Here is a 16,125-nt window from a genome sequence, read left to right on the forward strand (position 1 = left end):
ATATATGGGATAGGCAGCTTTGGCAAAGTGATATTTGAGGCAAGTTCAGATTTGGTACGCACCTTCTCCGAACTACAGCAAAAAAATTCGGCTCGCTACGCCGAACACGAGGTTATCGGCAAAAAGCCGTTACTTGAATTCCTCGGGCCGGGACTTGAAGAAATATCCTTTAAGCTACAGCTAATGTCCAGCTTGGGCGTCAAACCCGATGAAGAGGTGAAGGTGCTGCAGGAGATGCGCGACGCCGGGGAGGTAGGACAGCTCATTTTTGGCGAGATCAAAATCGGCAAGTTCGTCATAGTAGACCTATCCCAGCAGGAAGGGCCACGGGATAGGCATGGCGCGCCTACGTGGATCGAGGTCGAGCTAACCATAAAGGAGTATGTTTCACATGCTGACAAATGAATTGGAGGTAATGCTTGACGGTAAAACTGATATATTCGGAGCAATAGGCTTACAGAATATACATAATTGTCTTAACGCTATCGCCTCGACCCGAATCGGAAGCGTGCCGCTCTATCGCCATTTCGGCACGGATTGGGAATGGGTAGATAAACCGGAACCATACGCAATGGCAAAGTATCGCGCCGACCTTATGGAGGCGATAGACAAATACGAGCCGAGAATAAAGGTGATATCCATCTCGTTCAGGCGGAGTACAGCGGATGCGTTCGACGGAAAACTCTATCCGATTGTAAGATTTAAAATCAGAGAGGGGGTGGAAATATGAGCTTGTTCAGCACACTGCCGCAAGTGGAATTCGCGCCCAAAGAGGCAGATGCAATACTGGAAGAGCTCGTCGCCAGATATGAAGATGCCGCTGGGATAACGCTATACCCCGCAGACCCGGTGCGGCTTTTTCTGAACACGATCGCCTATGAACTAGCGCAGCAGCGCAGCTTGATAGATTACGCCGCGAAGATGAATCTACTGGCGTATGCGCAGGGCGATTACCTTGACCACCTCGGTGCTTTTGTCCCTGTGGCACGATTGCCAGCAACTGCGGCTACCGTGACAGTACGGTTTGCATTATCCGCTGTGTTGGATATGGCCGTAACCATTCCTGCGGGCACGAGGGTAACGCCAAGAGCATCACCCGATCTCTATTTTGCCACGGATGCCGTTGCGGTTGTTCCTGCTGGCTCGCCGTACGCTGATTGTGTATGTACATGCACATACACAGGAAAACAAGGCAACGGTTTTTTGGCAGGGCAGGTACTTTCACTGGTAGATCCGATCGAATACGTTAAGAGCGTGCTGAATGTTACTACTAGCGCGGGCGGCGCAGATATCGAAGGTGACGAGAGTTACCGAGAACGTATCCAGCTGGTACTTGAATCGCTCTCAGTCGCCGGTCCAATTAACGCTTATCGATATTGGGCGCTTTCCGCAAGCGCAAAAATCGCGGACGTATCCGTCGCCGGACCAGCAGAAGATGCCGAGATAGACCCTGGCAACGTATACATATACCCGCTCCTGCAGGATGGATGTTTGCCGGACGCAGAGACCCTACAGGCAGTAAATGCGGTCGTGAATGCGGATGATATACGACCGCTTACGGATAACGTGCATGTCTGCGCGCCAACCCCAATAAAGTTCACGCTTACCATTACGTACTGGATAGCAAAAGATATGCAGACGCAGGCCGTGGCCATTAAAAAAGCGGTAGATGCGGCCATTGCAGAGTGGATAGTGTGGCAGAGAAATAAGCTGGGGCGCGATATCAACCCGTCAGAACTTATACACAGAGTAATTGCCGCGGGCGCAAAAAGAGCGGTCGTAACTTCTCCATCATTTACCAAGGTGAGCTACAAGCAAGTAGCGATTTGTGCATCTTCGGGGATTACGTTTGGAGGGCTGGAGGATGGCTAAGCTATTGCCAGACCTGAGTCTGTTTGACATTCTCCCTGATTCAATATCCGACATTACAGAAGTGCGCAATGGAGCAACAGCAATCGATCCTGAGTTAAGGAGAATATCAGTAGCAACGAAAGAAGCCCTCTTGCTCTCACGCATCGACGAACTTGACGAAGATACAATCGATCTGCTGGCTTGGCAATTCCACCTCGATGTTTATGAGCCCGCCCCCCTTTCGATCGACATAAAAAGGAAGCTCATAAAAACGGCCATCTCCTGGCATCGTAAAAAAGGAACGAAATGGGCGGTATTGGAGCTACTCTCCACGCTAGGCTATGACTGCGAGATATTTGAGTACAAGGATCTGATTGCGGCATCTGAAAAAGCCGGCGTAAAGTTCCTTGATGGTACGTGGGATATAGCGACCAATAACGGCGTGGATATATTCGCTCCAGTCGAGGGCTTCCCGGATCTTGCGAATTGGGCCTGCTTTGCGGTAAAAACAAATCTGACCGCATTCGATCACCCTAATTGGCCGGATGATCTCAGGTGGGCTGTGAACGCAGCCAAACCAGCCAGGTCGTACGCGCTGTACTGGTATTGGATTTATATGCATTTTATCGTTAAGGTCCTTGCCAGAATGACGCGGCTGTACATGAAAAAAGAGTTTAGAGTATGCTATCCGTGGTGCTGGAACGTCATCGACCCATACGCGCCATGGTATTTAGGCACAGACGGAATCACATATGCCCTTGGCGACGAAGGACTATACCTAGACGGAACATGGTGTTTAGGCGATGGAACGAACCCCGTATACGACAGATATGTCTACGACTGCGGGTTTTATATCGATTTGGCAGCATCTAAACAAATACATCTTCGTTATGGTAGCGTCGAGTATATAGCCTCCGGCGAACCCACGCCACTTTGTGTCGGCGACAGGTGGTATCTCGACGAACGTAACGCATTTGTACTCCGCTCCGTAAAAACGATGCGCAAAGGCTCCAATTTGAAACTCAATCCGCTAACATCTGTCGGTTCTGCATCGCACTACCACATTACGTTTGGGCACAATGCAACGTATCTCGACGATTTTTATTATCTCGACGGCAGTTGGAATATTGCCGCCGACACGAAAATCGCAATCGGCGACCTACGAAAAGGTACTTGCCTAGACGGGACGTGGGATATCGCCAATGAAGGCACGTACAGCATTAACGGCGAGCGCCAGTTTTCGAAAACTGTACCTATACCACTTCGCGGGCCATTAATCGGAGAGCGGTGTGAGCGATATATCGGTGATACAATCTGCCTCGATCTTGACGGCACATGGGAGATCGCCGATGAATATTATTTAGGCGACGAGCTGTACCTCGACGGCTCCTGGGACCTTGGGGCGGGATTCCATCTCGGAAATGAAGACCGCAATTATATAGACGGCTCATGGGATATATGTGATGAGACGCTCTACCTTGACGGCACGTGGAACATCGACGACCCGATGCCAGAGTGTCATGGCGTCGTCGAAATACATAAAGTTTAGGGGGGGTGATAAATATGGCAGAAGGAGTGACAACAAATGCTTTCCGCAAGCGCATCGCCGCACAGATGGCTGGAGGCGCGGTTTGTCCCAAAATTGCACAGATGGCCTTTGGCGATGGCGGACATAACGCGGATGGTACCGCAAAAGCGGCCAACGCGGAGCAAACGGCTTTAAATCACGAGCTGCTTCGCAAGGACCTGCTCACTGTACAGCAGGAGGATGGCTATTCGGTCACGGGCATGGGGAGATTGCTAAAAACGGAATTAGTCGGCCAAACGATATCCGAGGCAGGCTTGTTGGACGCATCTGGCAATTTGGTGGGCCTCAAAAACTTCGCAATGAAAATAAAAGAAGAAGATGAGTGGTACGACGTGAGCATTCGCGTCGATTTCTAATCTAAAAAAGGAGGGAGCAAATTGACTCTTCCGCATACGATAATAACCAAAATCCCCGTAAACGAAAGGACTCCAGCTAATCCAGCAACATTTAATACACGTTACGCTGAGGTCGACGATAATTTTACAAACCACGAAACTCGCCTGACCAATAATGAAGCAGAAGTCCGTAACGCCCGTGGCGGCAAGGATAACCTGAACGAGCGCCTTGCAGAAATGGACAACAGTATTTCCGGCCTTGACCCAGATATGCAGAACATGCTTGTGTCCAGCATCATGCAGGCGTTGTCCGCTGCAGGGAACGCGAACAAGGAAACCAGAAAAACGCTCGAGCAGCGTTTTCAGACTGGCATCGCAACGATCCACAACAGAGGGATCATCTCGGGTTGCGTGGTAACGAAGTCGAGCACTGCAACGCGCAACTGCTCTATGGCAGCCGGCAAGATATTTATCGGCGGCAGGATTATCCCTGTAGAAGCCGAGCCGAACGGGGCCGCCATCCCTGGCAACAGCGGAAGCTCCGCCGCATACTGCTACCTTTACATCGGCAAGAATACCTCTGGCAAATATGAGATGTTCTGTACCGCGCTCGGGGAGGATGTGCCAGACGGCGGCCTGCAGCTCTACAAAGTGACAGTTCCCGCCGGCAACATCGAAGCCACAGACCAGTACCTCACCAGCTGCACCCTCACCGACGTGCGGCGTATGGAAAGCGGAGCGCCAGCAGTGTTCGCCACCGCACCCTATATCTATGTAGCGATGCCGCACTCGATGCTCAACGCCGATTACGCCATCGACATAGATATCATGGACTTCACCGGGTGTGGCTTCCAACTTGGCTATGTCTATACGGCGGACCGCGCTGCCAACGGCTTCAAACTCTGCTTAAACGGAGTGGCTGATGATGTGCGCTGCCGGTGGACCGCGCGTAAATTGGATTTATAGGCGTTACGTTTTTTAGAAGAAAGGAGACAAGCATGAGAATAACTGAAATGCAGTCAGGCCCGCACGCGCTATATAGCCTTGCGGGTACTATTTTGTCTGTTGGAGATATCTCCATTGACCTTTTTGCCGAGCAAGACGACACACAGCGGATAATCGATATCTGCGCAGACAAAAACGGCGCGCTTACAAGGGGCATAGGCGAAGCATACGTGGTCAACGTCCTTATCCCACCAGCCCATTACGTAGATGTCCCAACCGGAGAAAACGACGAGGATGGCAGACCCGTGTACATACCAGAAAAACAGCCGCTTGACACCGAGCGTGTAGAACTACTGCTTTGGAGATACGCGAAGCCTGTCACCCAGCCCCAGACAGGAACAATAACAGAGGAGGAATAACCCACATGCCGACAATCTTTACAAAGGATACGCTGCGCGCCAGCGTGGAGGCCGCAACCGGCGGCCACGTAACCGTACTCTACGACGATAAAGGGTATCCGAGCTACATGTACAAAATACCCAAATTCACCATCGGATTCGCGTTCAAGTCCTTACTCGGGGACAGCTGGGCAAACTCGGCGCTCGCTTCGCGCGAGAACGAGACTTTTCCTGCGTTTGTAAAAAATGGCGTAGAGAAGAGCGAGCTATACATCGGCTGCTACAAAGGCAAGTTGTACGATGGCCGTCTCTGTTCGGTCCCCGGCGTAGATCCCACAACATACATCAATTTCGACGCCGCTTCAAAATCCGCTACCGACAAGGGTGAAGGGTGGCACATTATGTCCATCTGGGAACGCGCCGCCCTGATACACTGGTGCGCAAACAATAAAAAGATCCCGCGCGGCAACACATACTACGGACGACACCATAGCGCGACCTACGAGTTTGGCGCGAGACAAGACGGCGGCAAACCTGGCGACACCACCGGAGACCCTGCGGCGCGCACGCTCACTGGCTCCGGCCCCGCCTCATGGAGACACAACGCGGAGCAGTTCGGGATAGATGATCTCTGCGGCAACATCTACGAATGGCTTGTAGGCTTCAAGCTCGTGGACGGCGTGATCAAGATGATCTCCGACAACTACTTCGACCAGGCGGAAACATCGTGGCCTGGCAGCCTCGGAGCTCTCGATTCCACGGGTGGCACAACAGACGGCACCGGAGTAACGGACGCGGGCGCGCCAGTGTTCGCCTCCGCTGTGACGAAAAAGACAGGGGAGGAAAAATATGCCGTTCAGCCGACATACTCATCCCGCGCGGCGGCAACAGGATACACCGTGCCGATCGGCCTGATCCTCGCTGGCATCGCCCCTGCAACCCGCATCTCCGGCACCTACGATACGGATGGCGCGCCCAACGGCGCACTCTACATGCGCAACGTCGGGGAGCGCTTGCCGCTCGCTGGTGGCAGCTGGAGCAACACGTCCGACGCCGGGGTCGCCTGCCTGGACCTCGATAATCTGCGCTCGACCTCGGGCAGCAGTGTCGGCGCGCGTCCCTGCTTTGTCGCGTAGCGACACTCGAGAATCCGAAAATCCGGCCAATCCGTAATCCGGTTTTTGGTTTTAGGTTTTAATCCGAAAAAGGGGGTTTGTCTTTGGCAGTTGAAGAACTTAGGATATTGGCAACGGCAGAGCGCATGGAAACATGGCTACATAGAACATTGGAAAAAATTCCAAAGTATGCAAGGTTTCCGGTATACGCGCAGATGAAGGGTACTATGCGTATTTTGCGCAGACTAATACTCGAATGCAATCAGGCCAGGGATAAAACCTCTTATTTCACCAAGATAGATCTGGAGCTTTTGCTGCTCCGATCTGACGTGCGCGTTATGCTCGAATCGCGTCTCATCACACCGGGGGAATTTAAAGTTTGGGGCGAGGAGATCGATAAGATTGGCAGACAATTAGGCGCATGGGGTAAAGCCTGCCATATATATACGGCAAAGGGGTAAAGCTAGAAGCGCTTGCCGCTCGCTGGTGGCAACTGGAACAACACGTCCAACGCCGGGGTCGCCTGCCTGAACCTCAATAATCTGCGCTCGAACTCGAACAGCAATGTCGGCGCGCGTCCCTGCTCTCGCCCGGAAAGACAGATGCCGCACGGCTACGGCTATGCGGCCAGTGCACGGGCAAAAGGAGCGTTACCCCTTCCTCGCAGCAAACGGGGAAAAGATTAACTGGGTCCGGCCTCAAGTAGCGAATGCGAAAGCGGTCGGACTTTTTATGAGGTGAAGATAAAATGCCTAAAACCACAGGAAAACTATGGGAACAGGTAATACATTTCGACAATATATATTCGGCATACCTTGCGGCCCAGGAGGGGCACCGCACCAAGCGCCCAGCACTTGCTTTCAGGGATCGGCTTGAAGAAAACCTCATACAGCTGCAAAACGAGCTTATCTGGCACCAGTGGCGGCCATCGCCGCCCCACTATTTTACAATCAAAGATCCGAAGCCGCGCTGCATCGCAGCGCCCGCGTTTCGCGATCGTGTTGCTCACCATGCGCTCGTACAAATTATCGAGCCTTGCTTCGAGCGGCGATTCATAAGCGATAGCTACGCCTGTCGCGCCGGGAAAGGAACACACGCTGCGGTGAGGCGCGCCCAGCAGATGATTCGCTCGGCGCAGGATGCATGGTGTGGACACGTTTACATCTTCAAGGGTGATATCAAAAGCTATTTTAAAAGCATCGACCACGGCATCTTGAAAAAGATTAACCGAAGGACGATACGCGACCGCGATGCACTCTGGATGCTGGACAGGATCATCGATGCCGGCGGGGACGGCGACAAAGGGCTAGATATAGGAGCGCTAACAAGCCAACTTGAGGCCAATGTTTATGCCGATATTTTGGACCACCAAGTGAAGGATGTATGGAGGTACCAATATTACGAACGCTATATGGACGATTTTATCATCCTCGGCGGCAGCAAAACAGACGTCAGGGCCGCGATGCGCGACGTAAGCAATTTCGTGGATGAGAATCTCATGCTGAAGCTCAACCCGAAATCGGGAGTGTTCCCGGCGTCGCAGGGGCTTGACTTCTGCGGCTACAGGATATGGGCGACGCATATCCTGCCCAGAAAAAGGAACACAAGAGGGATACAGAAAAAGCTCCGGGGAATGGCGAGGCGATATGCCGAGGGCGCACTTGACATTGACGTTGCATGGCAGACCATAGCGTCGTATCTCGGCTATATGAAGCATTGCAACGGCTACCGTACGAAGGCAACATTTCTTGAAGATTTGGTATTCAGTCGCGCAAGGAGGAAGGACGACGAAAACAATCAATAAGTTGGTAGAGGACGAGATTTTTAACCTGTCTTTTAGCTGTTCCGCCAGTTTGGCCGGTGAGCCTACAAAAAAAGACATCGGTAACGCCATAAGCGGATACAAGAAAATTGCCAGTATCGCTACGTACATGGCCGGCATTCTTGAGCTTACGGCGGATTCGGAGATAGAGATACCATATTGATGCATTTTGAGGAGGAATAATCCCCAATGGCAATAACAAATCGCGGCAAAGTATGGCTTGCCATATTAGCCGCTTGCCTGCTTTTCTGGCTACTATGTTTTTACGTTGCACGTGCAGCTTTCGGTGCTACTCCGGCGCAGGAATTTTTCGCGGCGGCCCGCGCCCAGCCCGGAATAAACGCCTACGCGGCGACTTGTCAAAGCGCTATGGAAACTGGATACTGGCAGAGTGAGCTTTGGCGCAGGGCTTACAACGGCGCGGGCATCAAGGCACCGCTAGCATGGCGAAAGAGCGGCAAGCCATACATACGCATCGCAAGCCCAGAGTACAGCAACGGTAAATATATAACAAGGGAATCGTATTTCCGAAAGTACGATTCCCTTGTTATATTTCTGTCCGACTATGCCCAAAAAATAGCAATAGATTACCCCTATTCGCATCGCCACCTTGATAACTTCTGGCTCTATTTTGCGGGCATGTATAGAGGGAGGGTTGGTAATTGGGCCACGGATCATCAATACTATGAAAAGTTCGCTCAAATGGCCGTAAAACTCGCGCCTGAAATACTCGGCCCTGCATGGCGCGCAAAGCTGCTTTGCGCCTACGAATACGCCAAAAATGAACTTGAGCCATGGCAGAGAGATGTTATCAACAAGCAATTAAGGGAGGTTATGTAAAATGAAAATAGTAATAGACCCTGGACACGGCGCCCCCGACAGTGGCGCCATTGGCCCGCGAGGTACTCTCGAGGCAGATATCAACCTCAGCGTTGCGATAGCTCTTTCGAAAGAGTTGTGCCGGCGCGGGCATGTAGCATCGCTGACACGCTCCGGTCTGCGCCGAATTTTCGCCGACAACAGAGGGGCCGACCTCTCCGCGCGCCCAGCCTTCGCCAACCGCATCGGCGCGGATTGCTTTGTATCGCTCCACTGTAATGGGGCGGCCAATGTTGCTGCCAGTGGCTTCGAGATATACACCACTATCGGACAAGATCGCAGCGACGCGCTCGCTACGGAGATCTTCCGTGCGTGGAGCAATGTTTTCAGGGCCCAGCGTAAACGTACAGATTACACCGACGGTGACCCAGACAAAGAGGCCAACCTAAAAGTGTTGCGTGAATGCCGTGTGCCATCTGTTTTGATAGAGATGGCGTTTATCAGTAACCCTGCAGAGGAACAATGGTTACTCAGTCCGACAAATCACCACAGAATGGCTTTCGTTATAGCCGATGGCATAGTGCGTTGGGGCAAAAGTGTATAATTGTAAGGAGATTGAGGCATGACAGTAACACTCGAAAACATCACTACTTACCTAGCTATAGTTACCTTCACGGGCGGAGCGGTGAAATTCCTCATAGTGAATCCGTTGCGCACATCCATAATGGCTCTCCAAGCATCCATAGACAGGCTTGAGAACCAGTTGTTAGTATTAGATGGGAAAATGGACAAAAATAAAGAACGGCTTGTAATGGTCGAGGCATCTGCAAAACAGGCGCATAAAAGGCTGGATTGCCTCAATAAAGTTCTCCGTATGCAGAGTAGTGACGACAAATGAGTTGGCACAAAGCACCGGTACGCAAGCCCTTAACCATAATTATCGTAGTATTTACCTTGGCGTTAGTGGCATGGTATGCACGACTTGACAAAGACGTGCCACAAAACATGATGTACCTACTTGCGGCCTTGAATGGTGTATCTATTGGCGGCTATATGGGCAGTTCCGCTTATGAATCCCGTTACGGCGATGGATGGAACGGTATGTCACAGTCCATGGAATACACCAGTCACGAAAAGGAGGAGACACATTGATACCAAAACACAAGGCTGTAAAAGCACGTAAGAGGATCTGCGAGTTATGCGCGTTGTTTATCGCGGCGATCCTGCTGGTGGCCGTCGGGTGTTATGCCGGACAATGGCTCGCGGCGCGGCGGCTTAAGGCAGATGTGTCGGAGCTGCCAAAGCAGGAAATGATTGCCACCGACAATGCGACTAAAAACCTGAAAAACGTTATTGAAAAGGCGCAAAACGAGAGAAACAAACTGCCGGAGGTGGTTAGGGGTGCAAAGGATGATATCAGGCGCGATGTGGCTGGCCTTGATAACAACGGCGTTGCTGGCCGCTGGAACGGCCTGTTGGGGCGATACCGGGAAGATAGAGCTGCGGCCGAAGGGATACTCGTTGAGCAGTGAGGCGTATGTCGTGCCGGTTGCCGACGGGCGTGACACGGTGGAGATGATAGAGTCTCAGGCGGCGGAGATTGGAGCCCTCAGGAAGCATGTGTCTGCGCAGGACAGGATCGTCGATGCCATCAGCGCCGACATCGTAGCTCTGGAGGGCGCTGTCGCGCGGGAGCGGGCGGCTTGGCAAAAGAGCGCCGAGGAGCTCCAGCGGCAAAACGGAAGGCTGCGCTCTCCCTGGTCTGTTGGGGTGTTCGCCGGGTATGACGCAGTCCACCAAGAAGCGTGCGTTGGCGTTGGGCTGGTGTATTCGTTTTTGCGATTTTGATAAAGTTTTATTTTGTGCGGGCGGGGCTTAGGCTCCGCCCAATTTTTTTGTGCCTTAATTTATTCCATCGCAACCCTTAGGAGGCATGTATCTTCACAGAACAGGATAGTTGATACCATCAGCGCCAACATTGTGGCTCTGGAGGGCGCTGTAGCGCTGGAACGGGCGGCTTGGAGGGAGCACGTCGAGCAGCTTCAGCGGACCAACAAAAGACTTAGCCCTTGTCCTTTGAGGTGTTCGCAGGGTATAGCGCAACGCACAGAGATGCGCGCATCGGCGTCGGGTATGTTTTTTGTTTGGTAGCCAATCAGTAGCCAAAGAAACAAAAAGGACTTTCGGAGTAACTCCGAAAGTCCTGTAATAGCGATGGTGGGCGATATTGGGTTCGAACCAACGACTTCCACCGTGTGAAGGTGACACTCTACCGCTGAGTTAATCGCCCGGATACTAAAATGGTGGATCGTACAGGAATCGAACCTGTAACCCCCTGATTAAGAGTCAGGTGCTCTGCCAGTTGAGCTAACGATCCAAATGACTTGCTCGTGATATTAGACTGGTGGATCGTACAGGAATCGAACCTGTAACCCCCTGATTAAGAGTCAGGTGCTCTGCCAGTTGAGCTAACGATCCAAACATCTAAAACCTGTTATTTAGTGGGGTGAGTGACGGGAATTGAACCCGCAACCACCGGAACCACAATCCGGTACTCTAACCAATTGAGCTACACTCACCATAAATAACGCTATTCCGTGCTTCGCACTTATTAAAGTGGCGCGCCTGAAGGGACTCGAACCCCCGGCCCACTGCTTAGAAGGCAGTTGCTCTATCCGACTGAGCTACAGGCGCACATCTCACACTGCCTCTGCCGAAGCACGCAGATAATTATAATCAAAATACAGTTTGTGTCAATACGAAAATCAAAAAAAGCGGCGATTTTTTTACCTTACGGCGACAAAGCTGCTTTTTTATAAAAAAATAGGCGATAATGCAAATTGTGCAAAATACTTTTATGTGCTAAACTGAAATCAATGAATTGTAAGATAAATATAAATAATACAAATAAGGAGCGCTTGAAATGAATTGTTATCAGATCATGGCAATACGAATCTATGACCGAGACAAAAGTGCCGTTGAGGTACAGCGGGTGCTTACCGAGTACGGATGCTCGATTCTTACCAGACTTGGGCTCCACGATCAATCCACCCCGGGGACATGTTCGCCGGCTGGTCTCCTCGTACTTCAGCTTTGCTGCTGCAACGAAACCTCAAAAGAGCTTGAAAGCAAGCTCAACGCGCTCAATGGTGTGAAAGTGCAGTTAGTGGACCTTTCGGATTAACGGCCTTTACCGGCAAATGGGCGGAAGAGCCGGAGCCTCTCCGGAGCTTCTGCCCGCTTTTATTTTGAGGAGGTTTGAAAATGTATCTGGGGGAAGCTGAGATCTTATGCAGGCTGTTGCTGGCGGCCCTCTTCGGCGCAGTTTTCGGGATAGAGCGCAAGCACAGAAATAAACCGATCGGCGCTCGTACACATATACTTATCTCTATTGCCGCCTGTACGGTTGCGATCATCTCATCATACGGCTTCACCGATCTGGCCTTTTCCTATCCTCATGACGTCAGTGTTAGGACGGACCCCGCACGCTTGATGGTAGGGATGCTTACCGGCATCGGTTTCATCGGCGCGGGAATAATATATAAAAGCCCCCACGGAGATATAAAGGGCATTACGACGGCGGCCGAAGTATACCTCATGGCCGTGCTTGGTATTGGTTCCGGGTTGGGGTTATACCTGCTTTCAATATCGTCGGCCGTGTTGGCTTACATCACTTTGATATGCTCCGAGGATACGGTCACATGTCTTAGAGATAAATATTACGTTCCCCTTAAGCTTTGGCTTGAAAAACTTCTTCATCGCCGGCACTCCAGGGGGGAGTGACGATGCAGAGAAACTCCAGCCTCTTTTGACCGCGGTTGACGATGGACTGTTCCGCCCCCGGAGGCACGACGGCACAACTTCCCGCCTCAAGTGAGACGCTCTCTTCGTCGATATGGATCACCGCTTCGCCGGAGAGGATGACATATGTTTCGGATGCTTTGATAAGCCGGTGGGGCAATGTACGCCCTCCTGCCTCGACATAAGCGTGGGAGAGCGAATAGCTGTCATACGGGAGCGCCGTGCGCATCGGATGCAGCACTTCCGCAAGTTCGCAACGGTCTCCAGCGGTGAAATGCTCTTCACGAAACATGTTCTTTATAATCGGCCTTCTCATATCACTATGCACGCTCCTTTTTCCCTTGCCGCCGGTTGTTTTTACGGATGAAAAAAGGGTCCTCGGCTTCTCGCTGAGGACCCTGAATTATCAATGGTGGACAATAGAAGAATTGAACTTCTGACCTCTTCCGTGTCAAGGAAGCGTTCTACCTCTGAACTAATTGTCCGTGACCTGACAGGAAGAAATTTTACCGTGGAATTCTTATTCTGTCAACACCCTGCGTGATTTTTGTTGGGCCGATTGAAAAATCAACTGCCCCCCCAAGGTAGTGTAGAAATGCTCCTGCATATTGTCACCTGTTTACAGTAACGGGACAGGTTGTTCCGAGACCTTGCCTCTCCCTGTTTCGGTCACCATAATAGCATCCAATTCGGCTTCCCACAATTCTTGTGGCGTCTTATAGCGGTGTCTCTTGCGGGGCAACGTGTTGATATAACCGGAAATCCTTACCATGTCTCGTTCCGTCAATTGTTCAAAGCTGCTCCCTTTGGGGATAAATCGCCTCACTATACCATTCCAGTTCTCATTCGTCCCACGCTCAAAACTGCTATAAGGATGCGCATAATATATCTCTGTTCGCCCGTTACGCTCCATCTCTTCACTGGAGGCAAACTCGGACCCATTGTCGAACGTGATGCTTTTGAATATTTTGCTAAAAGAGTCTCCGTAGTCTCTCTCCAATCTGTCCAATACTTTGAGTATTCCGCTCCTCAAAGCGCACCTAAAATCCTTCGCATGAGCCCAGTGTAATTATGCAAACGAGCCCAGCGTCACGGCGGCGAGCCCAGAGGTATTTCTGGTACCCTTGCGCAATACGCGTACTGCGTAAATAACACAAGGGAGGTCATTAATATGACCATGTACAGAGAGATACTTCGCCTTCACTTCGAAGGCGGGCTGAGCCAGCGGGATATTGCCGCCAGCTGCCGCTGCGCCCACAGCACTGTCAAGCGGATCCTTGCAAGAGCCGCAGAGCTGGAGCTGGATTTTAACAAGATCAAAGAGCTCTCGGACAATTCGCTTGCAAGGATGATCTATCCGCAGGCCATACTGCCGCGTATCCAGAAAGAACCGGATTACGCCTATATACATAAGGAGCTTGCCAGATCAGGCGTCACGCTTGCTCTGTTATGGAACGAGTATTGCGCGGCATGTCAGGAAAGCGGCGATATCCCGTATATGTATTCACAGTTCAGCAAGAATTATAAGGAATATGCGGCAGCGAACAGCACGTCTATGCATATCGCCCATAAGCCTGCCGAGGTCATGGAGGTCGACTGGGCCGGCACAAAGATTCTGCTTCGAGATGCCGTTGCCGGGAAAGAAATAAAAGCGTCTCTCTTCACAGCCTGCCTGCCATTTTCAGGTTATTGCTATGCCGAGGCATTCGCGGACGAGAAGCTGGATTCATGGCTCACAGCGCATATCCATGCGTATGCTTTCTTCGGAGGAACGGCTAAGATTCTCAGGCCGGACAACTTAAAGACCGGGGTCGTCAGGTCAGATAAGTATGACCCTGAAATCAACAGCGCTTACAGAGAACTCGCTGAGCACTACGGTGCTTTTGTCTCTCCCGCAAAAGTACGCAAACCAAAAGACAAGCCCACCGTCGAGGGAACGGTCGGAATGCTCACCACTCATATCATAGCCGCCGTCAGAAACGTTGACTATCATTCATTAAAAGAACTTAACAAGGACATCTGTCTCAGATTCAGACAATTCAACGACAGGCCCTTTCAAAAGAAAGAGGGCTCACGCAGCCTCCTGTTCTCCGTTCAGGAGAGCCGGTATCTGAGTCCGCTGCCTGAATTCTGTTATCAGATAGCCCATTACAAGGATGCCGTCGTTCCGGCAAATTATCATATTCAGGCAGAGGGCGGGAAATACTACAGTGTGCCCTATGAGTGTATCAGAAGAAAAGTAACGGTAAGGAGCACCTCTTCTATGATAGAGGTATTCTGCGACGGAGAGCGGGTCGCCTGTCATATACGCAATCGGGGAGCTGAACGGTATGTCACGGACAGTTCTCATATGCCTGAGGCGCATAGACAGCTCTACGCCTGGAACAACGACAAGTTTCTTGAATGGGGCGCGGAGATAGGCGGCGGCACTCTCTCCGTGATACAGAAGATACTTACCAGGAACGGACATAGCCTGCCGGGCTACAAATTCTGTATGGGGCTGGTATCGCTGAGTAAAAATTATGCCGCGCAGGATATAGAGAACGCCTGCAGGGCGCTTCTCGCCCTTTCTTCCGCCCCGAGCCTGAAATCTATGAAGCTCGCGCTCAGCGCTGTTACCGCGAAAAGAAACGCTGATGATGATTCGACACAGAATGATGGGCCTTCCGTTACAGGTTTCAGACGCGGCGCAGGCTACTACGGAGGCAAGAGCGATGATTAGCCAGCAGACGATAAACCAGCTGCATGATATGCACCTCAGTTTCCTCGCCGGCGACATCAAGGAGCGACAGGCCGACGCTTCTTTCTGCGAACTCAGCTTCGACGAGCAGATAACCGTCATTGTGGACAGAGAGTGGCATAGGAGGCGCAGCAAGCGCATTACAGACCTTATAAGGGAGGGGCAGTTCTGCTACAACAGCGCTTCAGTGCTTGAGATAGACTATGCACAGGAGCGCGGACTGGTAAAAAAGCAGATAAACGAACTTGCGGCCTGTTCTTATATTGAAAACGGACACAACATCATGATCATGGGAGCCACCGGAGTGGGAAAAAGTTATCTCGCATGCGCGCTGGGAACGGCGGCCTGCCGCAACCGCTATTCCTGCCGTTACACCCGAACGCCGGAACTGCTGGATCAGCTTGCGATGGCGAGGACCGATGGCTCTGTACGCCAAATTATACAGCAATACAGAAAACCCCGGCTCCTTATCCTGGACGAATGGCTTATAACCCGGATCAGCCATGGAGGACTTGAAGACATCTTTGAAATAATGGAGTGCCGCAGCACAGAACAGCGCTCGACCATATTCTGCAGTCAGATAGAGACCTCGGAATGGCTGGCTGCGCTCGGCAATTCGTTGATGGCCGAAAGTTTAATGGACAGGATCATTCATTGTTCGTATAAAATCGTGCTTCACGGCGACTCAATGAGGAAGAAAAAGGATTGAAG

The 16,125-nt window shown here is 51.6% G+C and carries 21 protein-coding genes and 6 tRNA genes; 19 read left to right on the forward strand and 8 right to left on the reverse strand.

Annotated features, from left to right (window positions below; genetic code table 11):
- Positions 1-51 precede the first annotated feature (51 nt).
- The 15 genes from CLOEV_RS07995 to CLOEV_RS08075 all read left to right on the forward strand — a co-directional run bounded on the left by CLOEV_RS07995 (position 52) and on the right by CLOEV_RS08075 (position 10,721).
- Positions 52-405 carry a phage tail protein gene (locus tag CLOEV_RS07995; RefSeq protein ID WP_169732214.1) on the forward strand — a complete coding sequence of 118 codons (354 nt, stop codon included), beginning with the start codon at positions 52-54 and terminating at the stop codon, positions 403-405.
- The gene (locus CLOEV_RS08000; protein ID WP_034443066.1) at positions 392-730 is read left to right on the forward strand and encodes a GPW/gp25 family protein; all 339 of its coding nucleotides are present in this window, start codon (positions 392-394) and stop codon (positions 728-730) included. The genes CLOEV_RS07995 and CLOEV_RS08000 overlap by 14 nt, the downstream gene beginning before the upstream one ends.
- Complete coding sequence (locus CLOEV_RS08005; protein ID WP_034443068.1) at positions 727-1,872, forward strand: baseplate assembly protein; 1,146 nt, start codon at positions 727-729, stop codon at positions 1,870-1,872. The genes CLOEV_RS08000 and CLOEV_RS08005 overlap by 4 nt, the downstream gene beginning before the upstream one ends.
- On the forward strand, positions 1,865-3,400 hold the full coding sequence (locus CLOEV_RS16005) for a phage tail protein (RefSeq protein ID WP_051484978.1): 1,536 nt from the start codon (positions 1,865-1,867) through the stop codon (positions 3,398-3,400). Before CLOEV_RS08005 ends, CLOEV_RS16005 begins: the two co-directional genes overlap by 8 nt.
- Positions 3,401-3,414: 14 nt before the next feature.
- Positions 3,415-3,795: a phage tail-collar fiber domain-containing protein gene (locus tag CLOEV_RS08015; protein ID WP_051484979.1), complete on the forward strand. Its 381-nt coding sequence runs from the start codon at positions 3,415-3,417 to the stop codon at positions 3,793-3,795.
- Between the two features lie 21 nt (positions 3,796-3,816).
- Positions 3,817-4,740 (forward strand): hypothetical protein, encoded by a 924-nt coding sequence (locus tag CLOEV_RS08020; protein WP_034443070.1) that lies wholly within the window; start codon positions 3,817-3,819, stop codon positions 4,738-4,740.
- Between the two features lie 32 nt (positions 4,741-4,772).
- Positions 4,773-5,138: a hypothetical protein gene (locus tag CLOEV_RS08025; protein ID WP_051484980.1), complete on the forward strand. Its 366-nt coding sequence runs from the start codon at positions 4,773-4,775 to the stop codon at positions 5,136-5,138.
- A 5-nt stretch (positions 5,139-5,143) separates the two neighbouring features.
- Entirely contained in the window at positions 5,144-6,253 is a 1,110-nt protein-coding gene (locus CLOEV_RS08030; RefSeq protein ID WP_051484981.1) for a hypothetical protein, read from the forward strand.
- 83 nt (positions 6,254-6,336) lie between these two features.
- Complete coding sequence (locus tag CLOEV_RS08035) at positions 6,337-6,693, forward strand: four helix bundle protein (RefSeq protein ID WP_034443072.1); 357 nt, start codon at positions 6,337-6,339, stop codon at positions 6,691-6,693.
- 287 nt (positions 6,694-6,980) lie between these two features.
- Positions 6,981-8,036, forward strand: a complete 1,056-nt coding sequence (locus CLOEV_RS08040; RefSeq protein WP_034443074.1) for a reverse transcriptase/maturase family protein — start codon at positions 6,981-6,983, stop codon at positions 8,034-8,036.
- A 207-nt stretch (positions 8,037-8,243) separates the two neighbouring features.
- A complete protein-coding gene (locus CLOEV_RS08050) occupies positions 8,244-8,894 on the forward strand; it encodes a glucosaminidase domain-containing protein (protein WP_034443078.1) in 651 nt (216 codons plus the stop codon).
- A gap of 1 nt (position 8,895) precedes the next feature.
- On the forward strand, positions 8,896-9,477 hold the full coding sequence (locus CLOEV_RS08055; RefSeq protein WP_034443080.1) for an N-acetylmuramoyl-L-alanine amidase family protein: 582 nt from the start codon (positions 8,896-8,898) through the stop codon (positions 9,475-9,477).
- An 18-nt stretch (positions 9,478-9,495) separates the two neighbouring features.
- On the forward strand, positions 9,496-9,771 hold the full coding sequence (locus CLOEV_RS08060) for a hypothetical protein (protein ID WP_051484982.1): 276 nt from the start codon (positions 9,496-9,498) through the stop codon (positions 9,769-9,771).
- 250 nt (positions 9,772-10,021) lie between these two features.
- Positions 10,022-10,405 (forward strand): hypothetical protein, encoded by a 384-nt coding sequence (locus CLOEV_RS08070; protein ID WP_034443088.1) that lies wholly within the window; start codon positions 10,022-10,024, stop codon positions 10,403-10,405.
- Positions 10,395-10,721 carry a hypothetical protein gene (locus tag CLOEV_RS08075; RefSeq protein WP_034443091.1) on the forward strand — a complete coding sequence of 109 codons (327 nt, stop codon included), beginning with the start codon at positions 10,395-10,397 and terminating at the stop codon, positions 10,719-10,721. The genes CLOEV_RS08070 and CLOEV_RS08075 overlap by 11 nt, the downstream gene beginning before the upstream one ends.
- Before the next feature lie 367 nt (positions 10,722-11,088).
- Here CLOEV_RS08075 and CLOEV_RS08080 read toward each other — a convergent pair.
- From CLOEV_RS08080 to CLOEV_RS08100, 5 genes are all read right to left on the reverse strand, one after another.
- Positions 11,089-11,163: transfer RNA gene (locus CLOEV_RS08080), tRNA-Val, on the reverse strand.
- 11 nt (positions 11,164-11,174) lie between these two features.
- Positions 11,175-11,250 (reverse strand) — tRNA-Lys (locus tag CLOEV_RS08085).
- Between the two features lie 25 nt (positions 11,251-11,275).
- Positions 11,276-11,351, reverse strand: a tRNA-Lys gene (locus CLOEV_RS08090).
- 24 nt (positions 11,352-11,375) lie between these two features.
- Positions 11,376-11,452 (reverse strand) — tRNA-His (locus CLOEV_RS08095).
- Positions 11,453-11,490: 38 nt separating this feature from the next.
- Positions 11,491-11,567, reverse strand: a tRNA-Arg gene (locus tag CLOEV_RS08100).
- 247 nt (positions 11,568-11,814) lie between these two features.
- Here CLOEV_RS08100 and CLOEV_RS17645 point away from each other — a divergent pair.
- On the forward strand, positions 11,815-12,057 hold the full coding sequence (locus CLOEV_RS17645; RefSeq protein ID WP_462804606.1) for a CPF_0552 family protein: 243 nt from the start codon (positions 11,815-11,817) through the stop codon (positions 12,055-12,057).
- Positions 12,058-12,137: 80 nt separating this feature from the next.
- Entirely contained in the window at positions 12,138-12,656 is a 519-nt protein-coding gene (locus CLOEV_RS08110) for an MgtC/SapB family protein (RefSeq protein ID WP_008711854.1), read from the forward strand.
- On the opposite strand, the gene CLOEV_RS16430 is transcribed toward CLOEV_RS08110, so the two are convergent.
- The 3 genes from CLOEV_RS16430 to CLOEV_RS08120 form a co-directional block, all read right to left on the reverse strand.
- On the reverse strand, positions 12,604-12,990 hold the full coding sequence (locus CLOEV_RS16430) for a cupin domain-containing protein (RefSeq protein ID WP_084482255.1): 387 nt from the start codon (positions 12,988-12,990) through the stop codon (positions 12,604-12,606). The two genes, CLOEV_RS08110 and CLOEV_RS16430, sit on opposite strands and share 53 nt — an antisense overlap.
- A 94-nt stretch (positions 12,991-13,084) precedes the next feature.
- A tRNA-Val gene (locus CLOEV_RS08115) sits at positions 13,085-13,159 on the reverse strand.
- A gap of 134 nt (positions 13,160-13,293) precedes the next feature.
- Positions 13,294-13,707, reverse strand: coding sequence for an IS30 family transposase (locus tag CLOEV_RS08120; protein ID WP_051484983.1), 414 nt, complete (start codon positions 13,705-13,707; stop codon positions 13,294-13,296).
- A 138-nt stretch (positions 13,708-13,845) separates the two neighbouring features.
- Here CLOEV_RS08120 and istA point away from each other — a divergent pair, with 138 nt between their 5' ends.
- Positions 13,846-15,396, forward strand: a complete 1,551-nt coding sequence (gene istA, locus CLOEV_RS08125) for an IS21 family transposase (protein ID WP_034442200.1) — start codon at positions 13,846-13,848, stop codon at positions 15,394-15,396.
- Positions 15,389-16,123 (forward strand): IS21-like element helper ATPase IstB, encoded by a 735-nt coding sequence (istB, locus tag CLOEV_RS08130; RefSeq protein ID WP_034443094.1) that lies wholly within the window; start codon positions 15,389-15,391, stop codon positions 16,121-16,123. Before istA ends, istB begins: the two co-directional genes overlap by 8 nt.
- The last annotated feature ends 2 nt before the right edge of the window (positions 16,124-16,125 follow it).

It is taken from the genome of Cloacibacillus evryensis DSM 19522 (assembly GCF_000585335.1).
Taxonomy (GTDB): Bacteria; Synergistota; Synergistia; order Synergistales; family Synergistaceae; genus Cloacibacillus; species Cloacibacillus evryensis.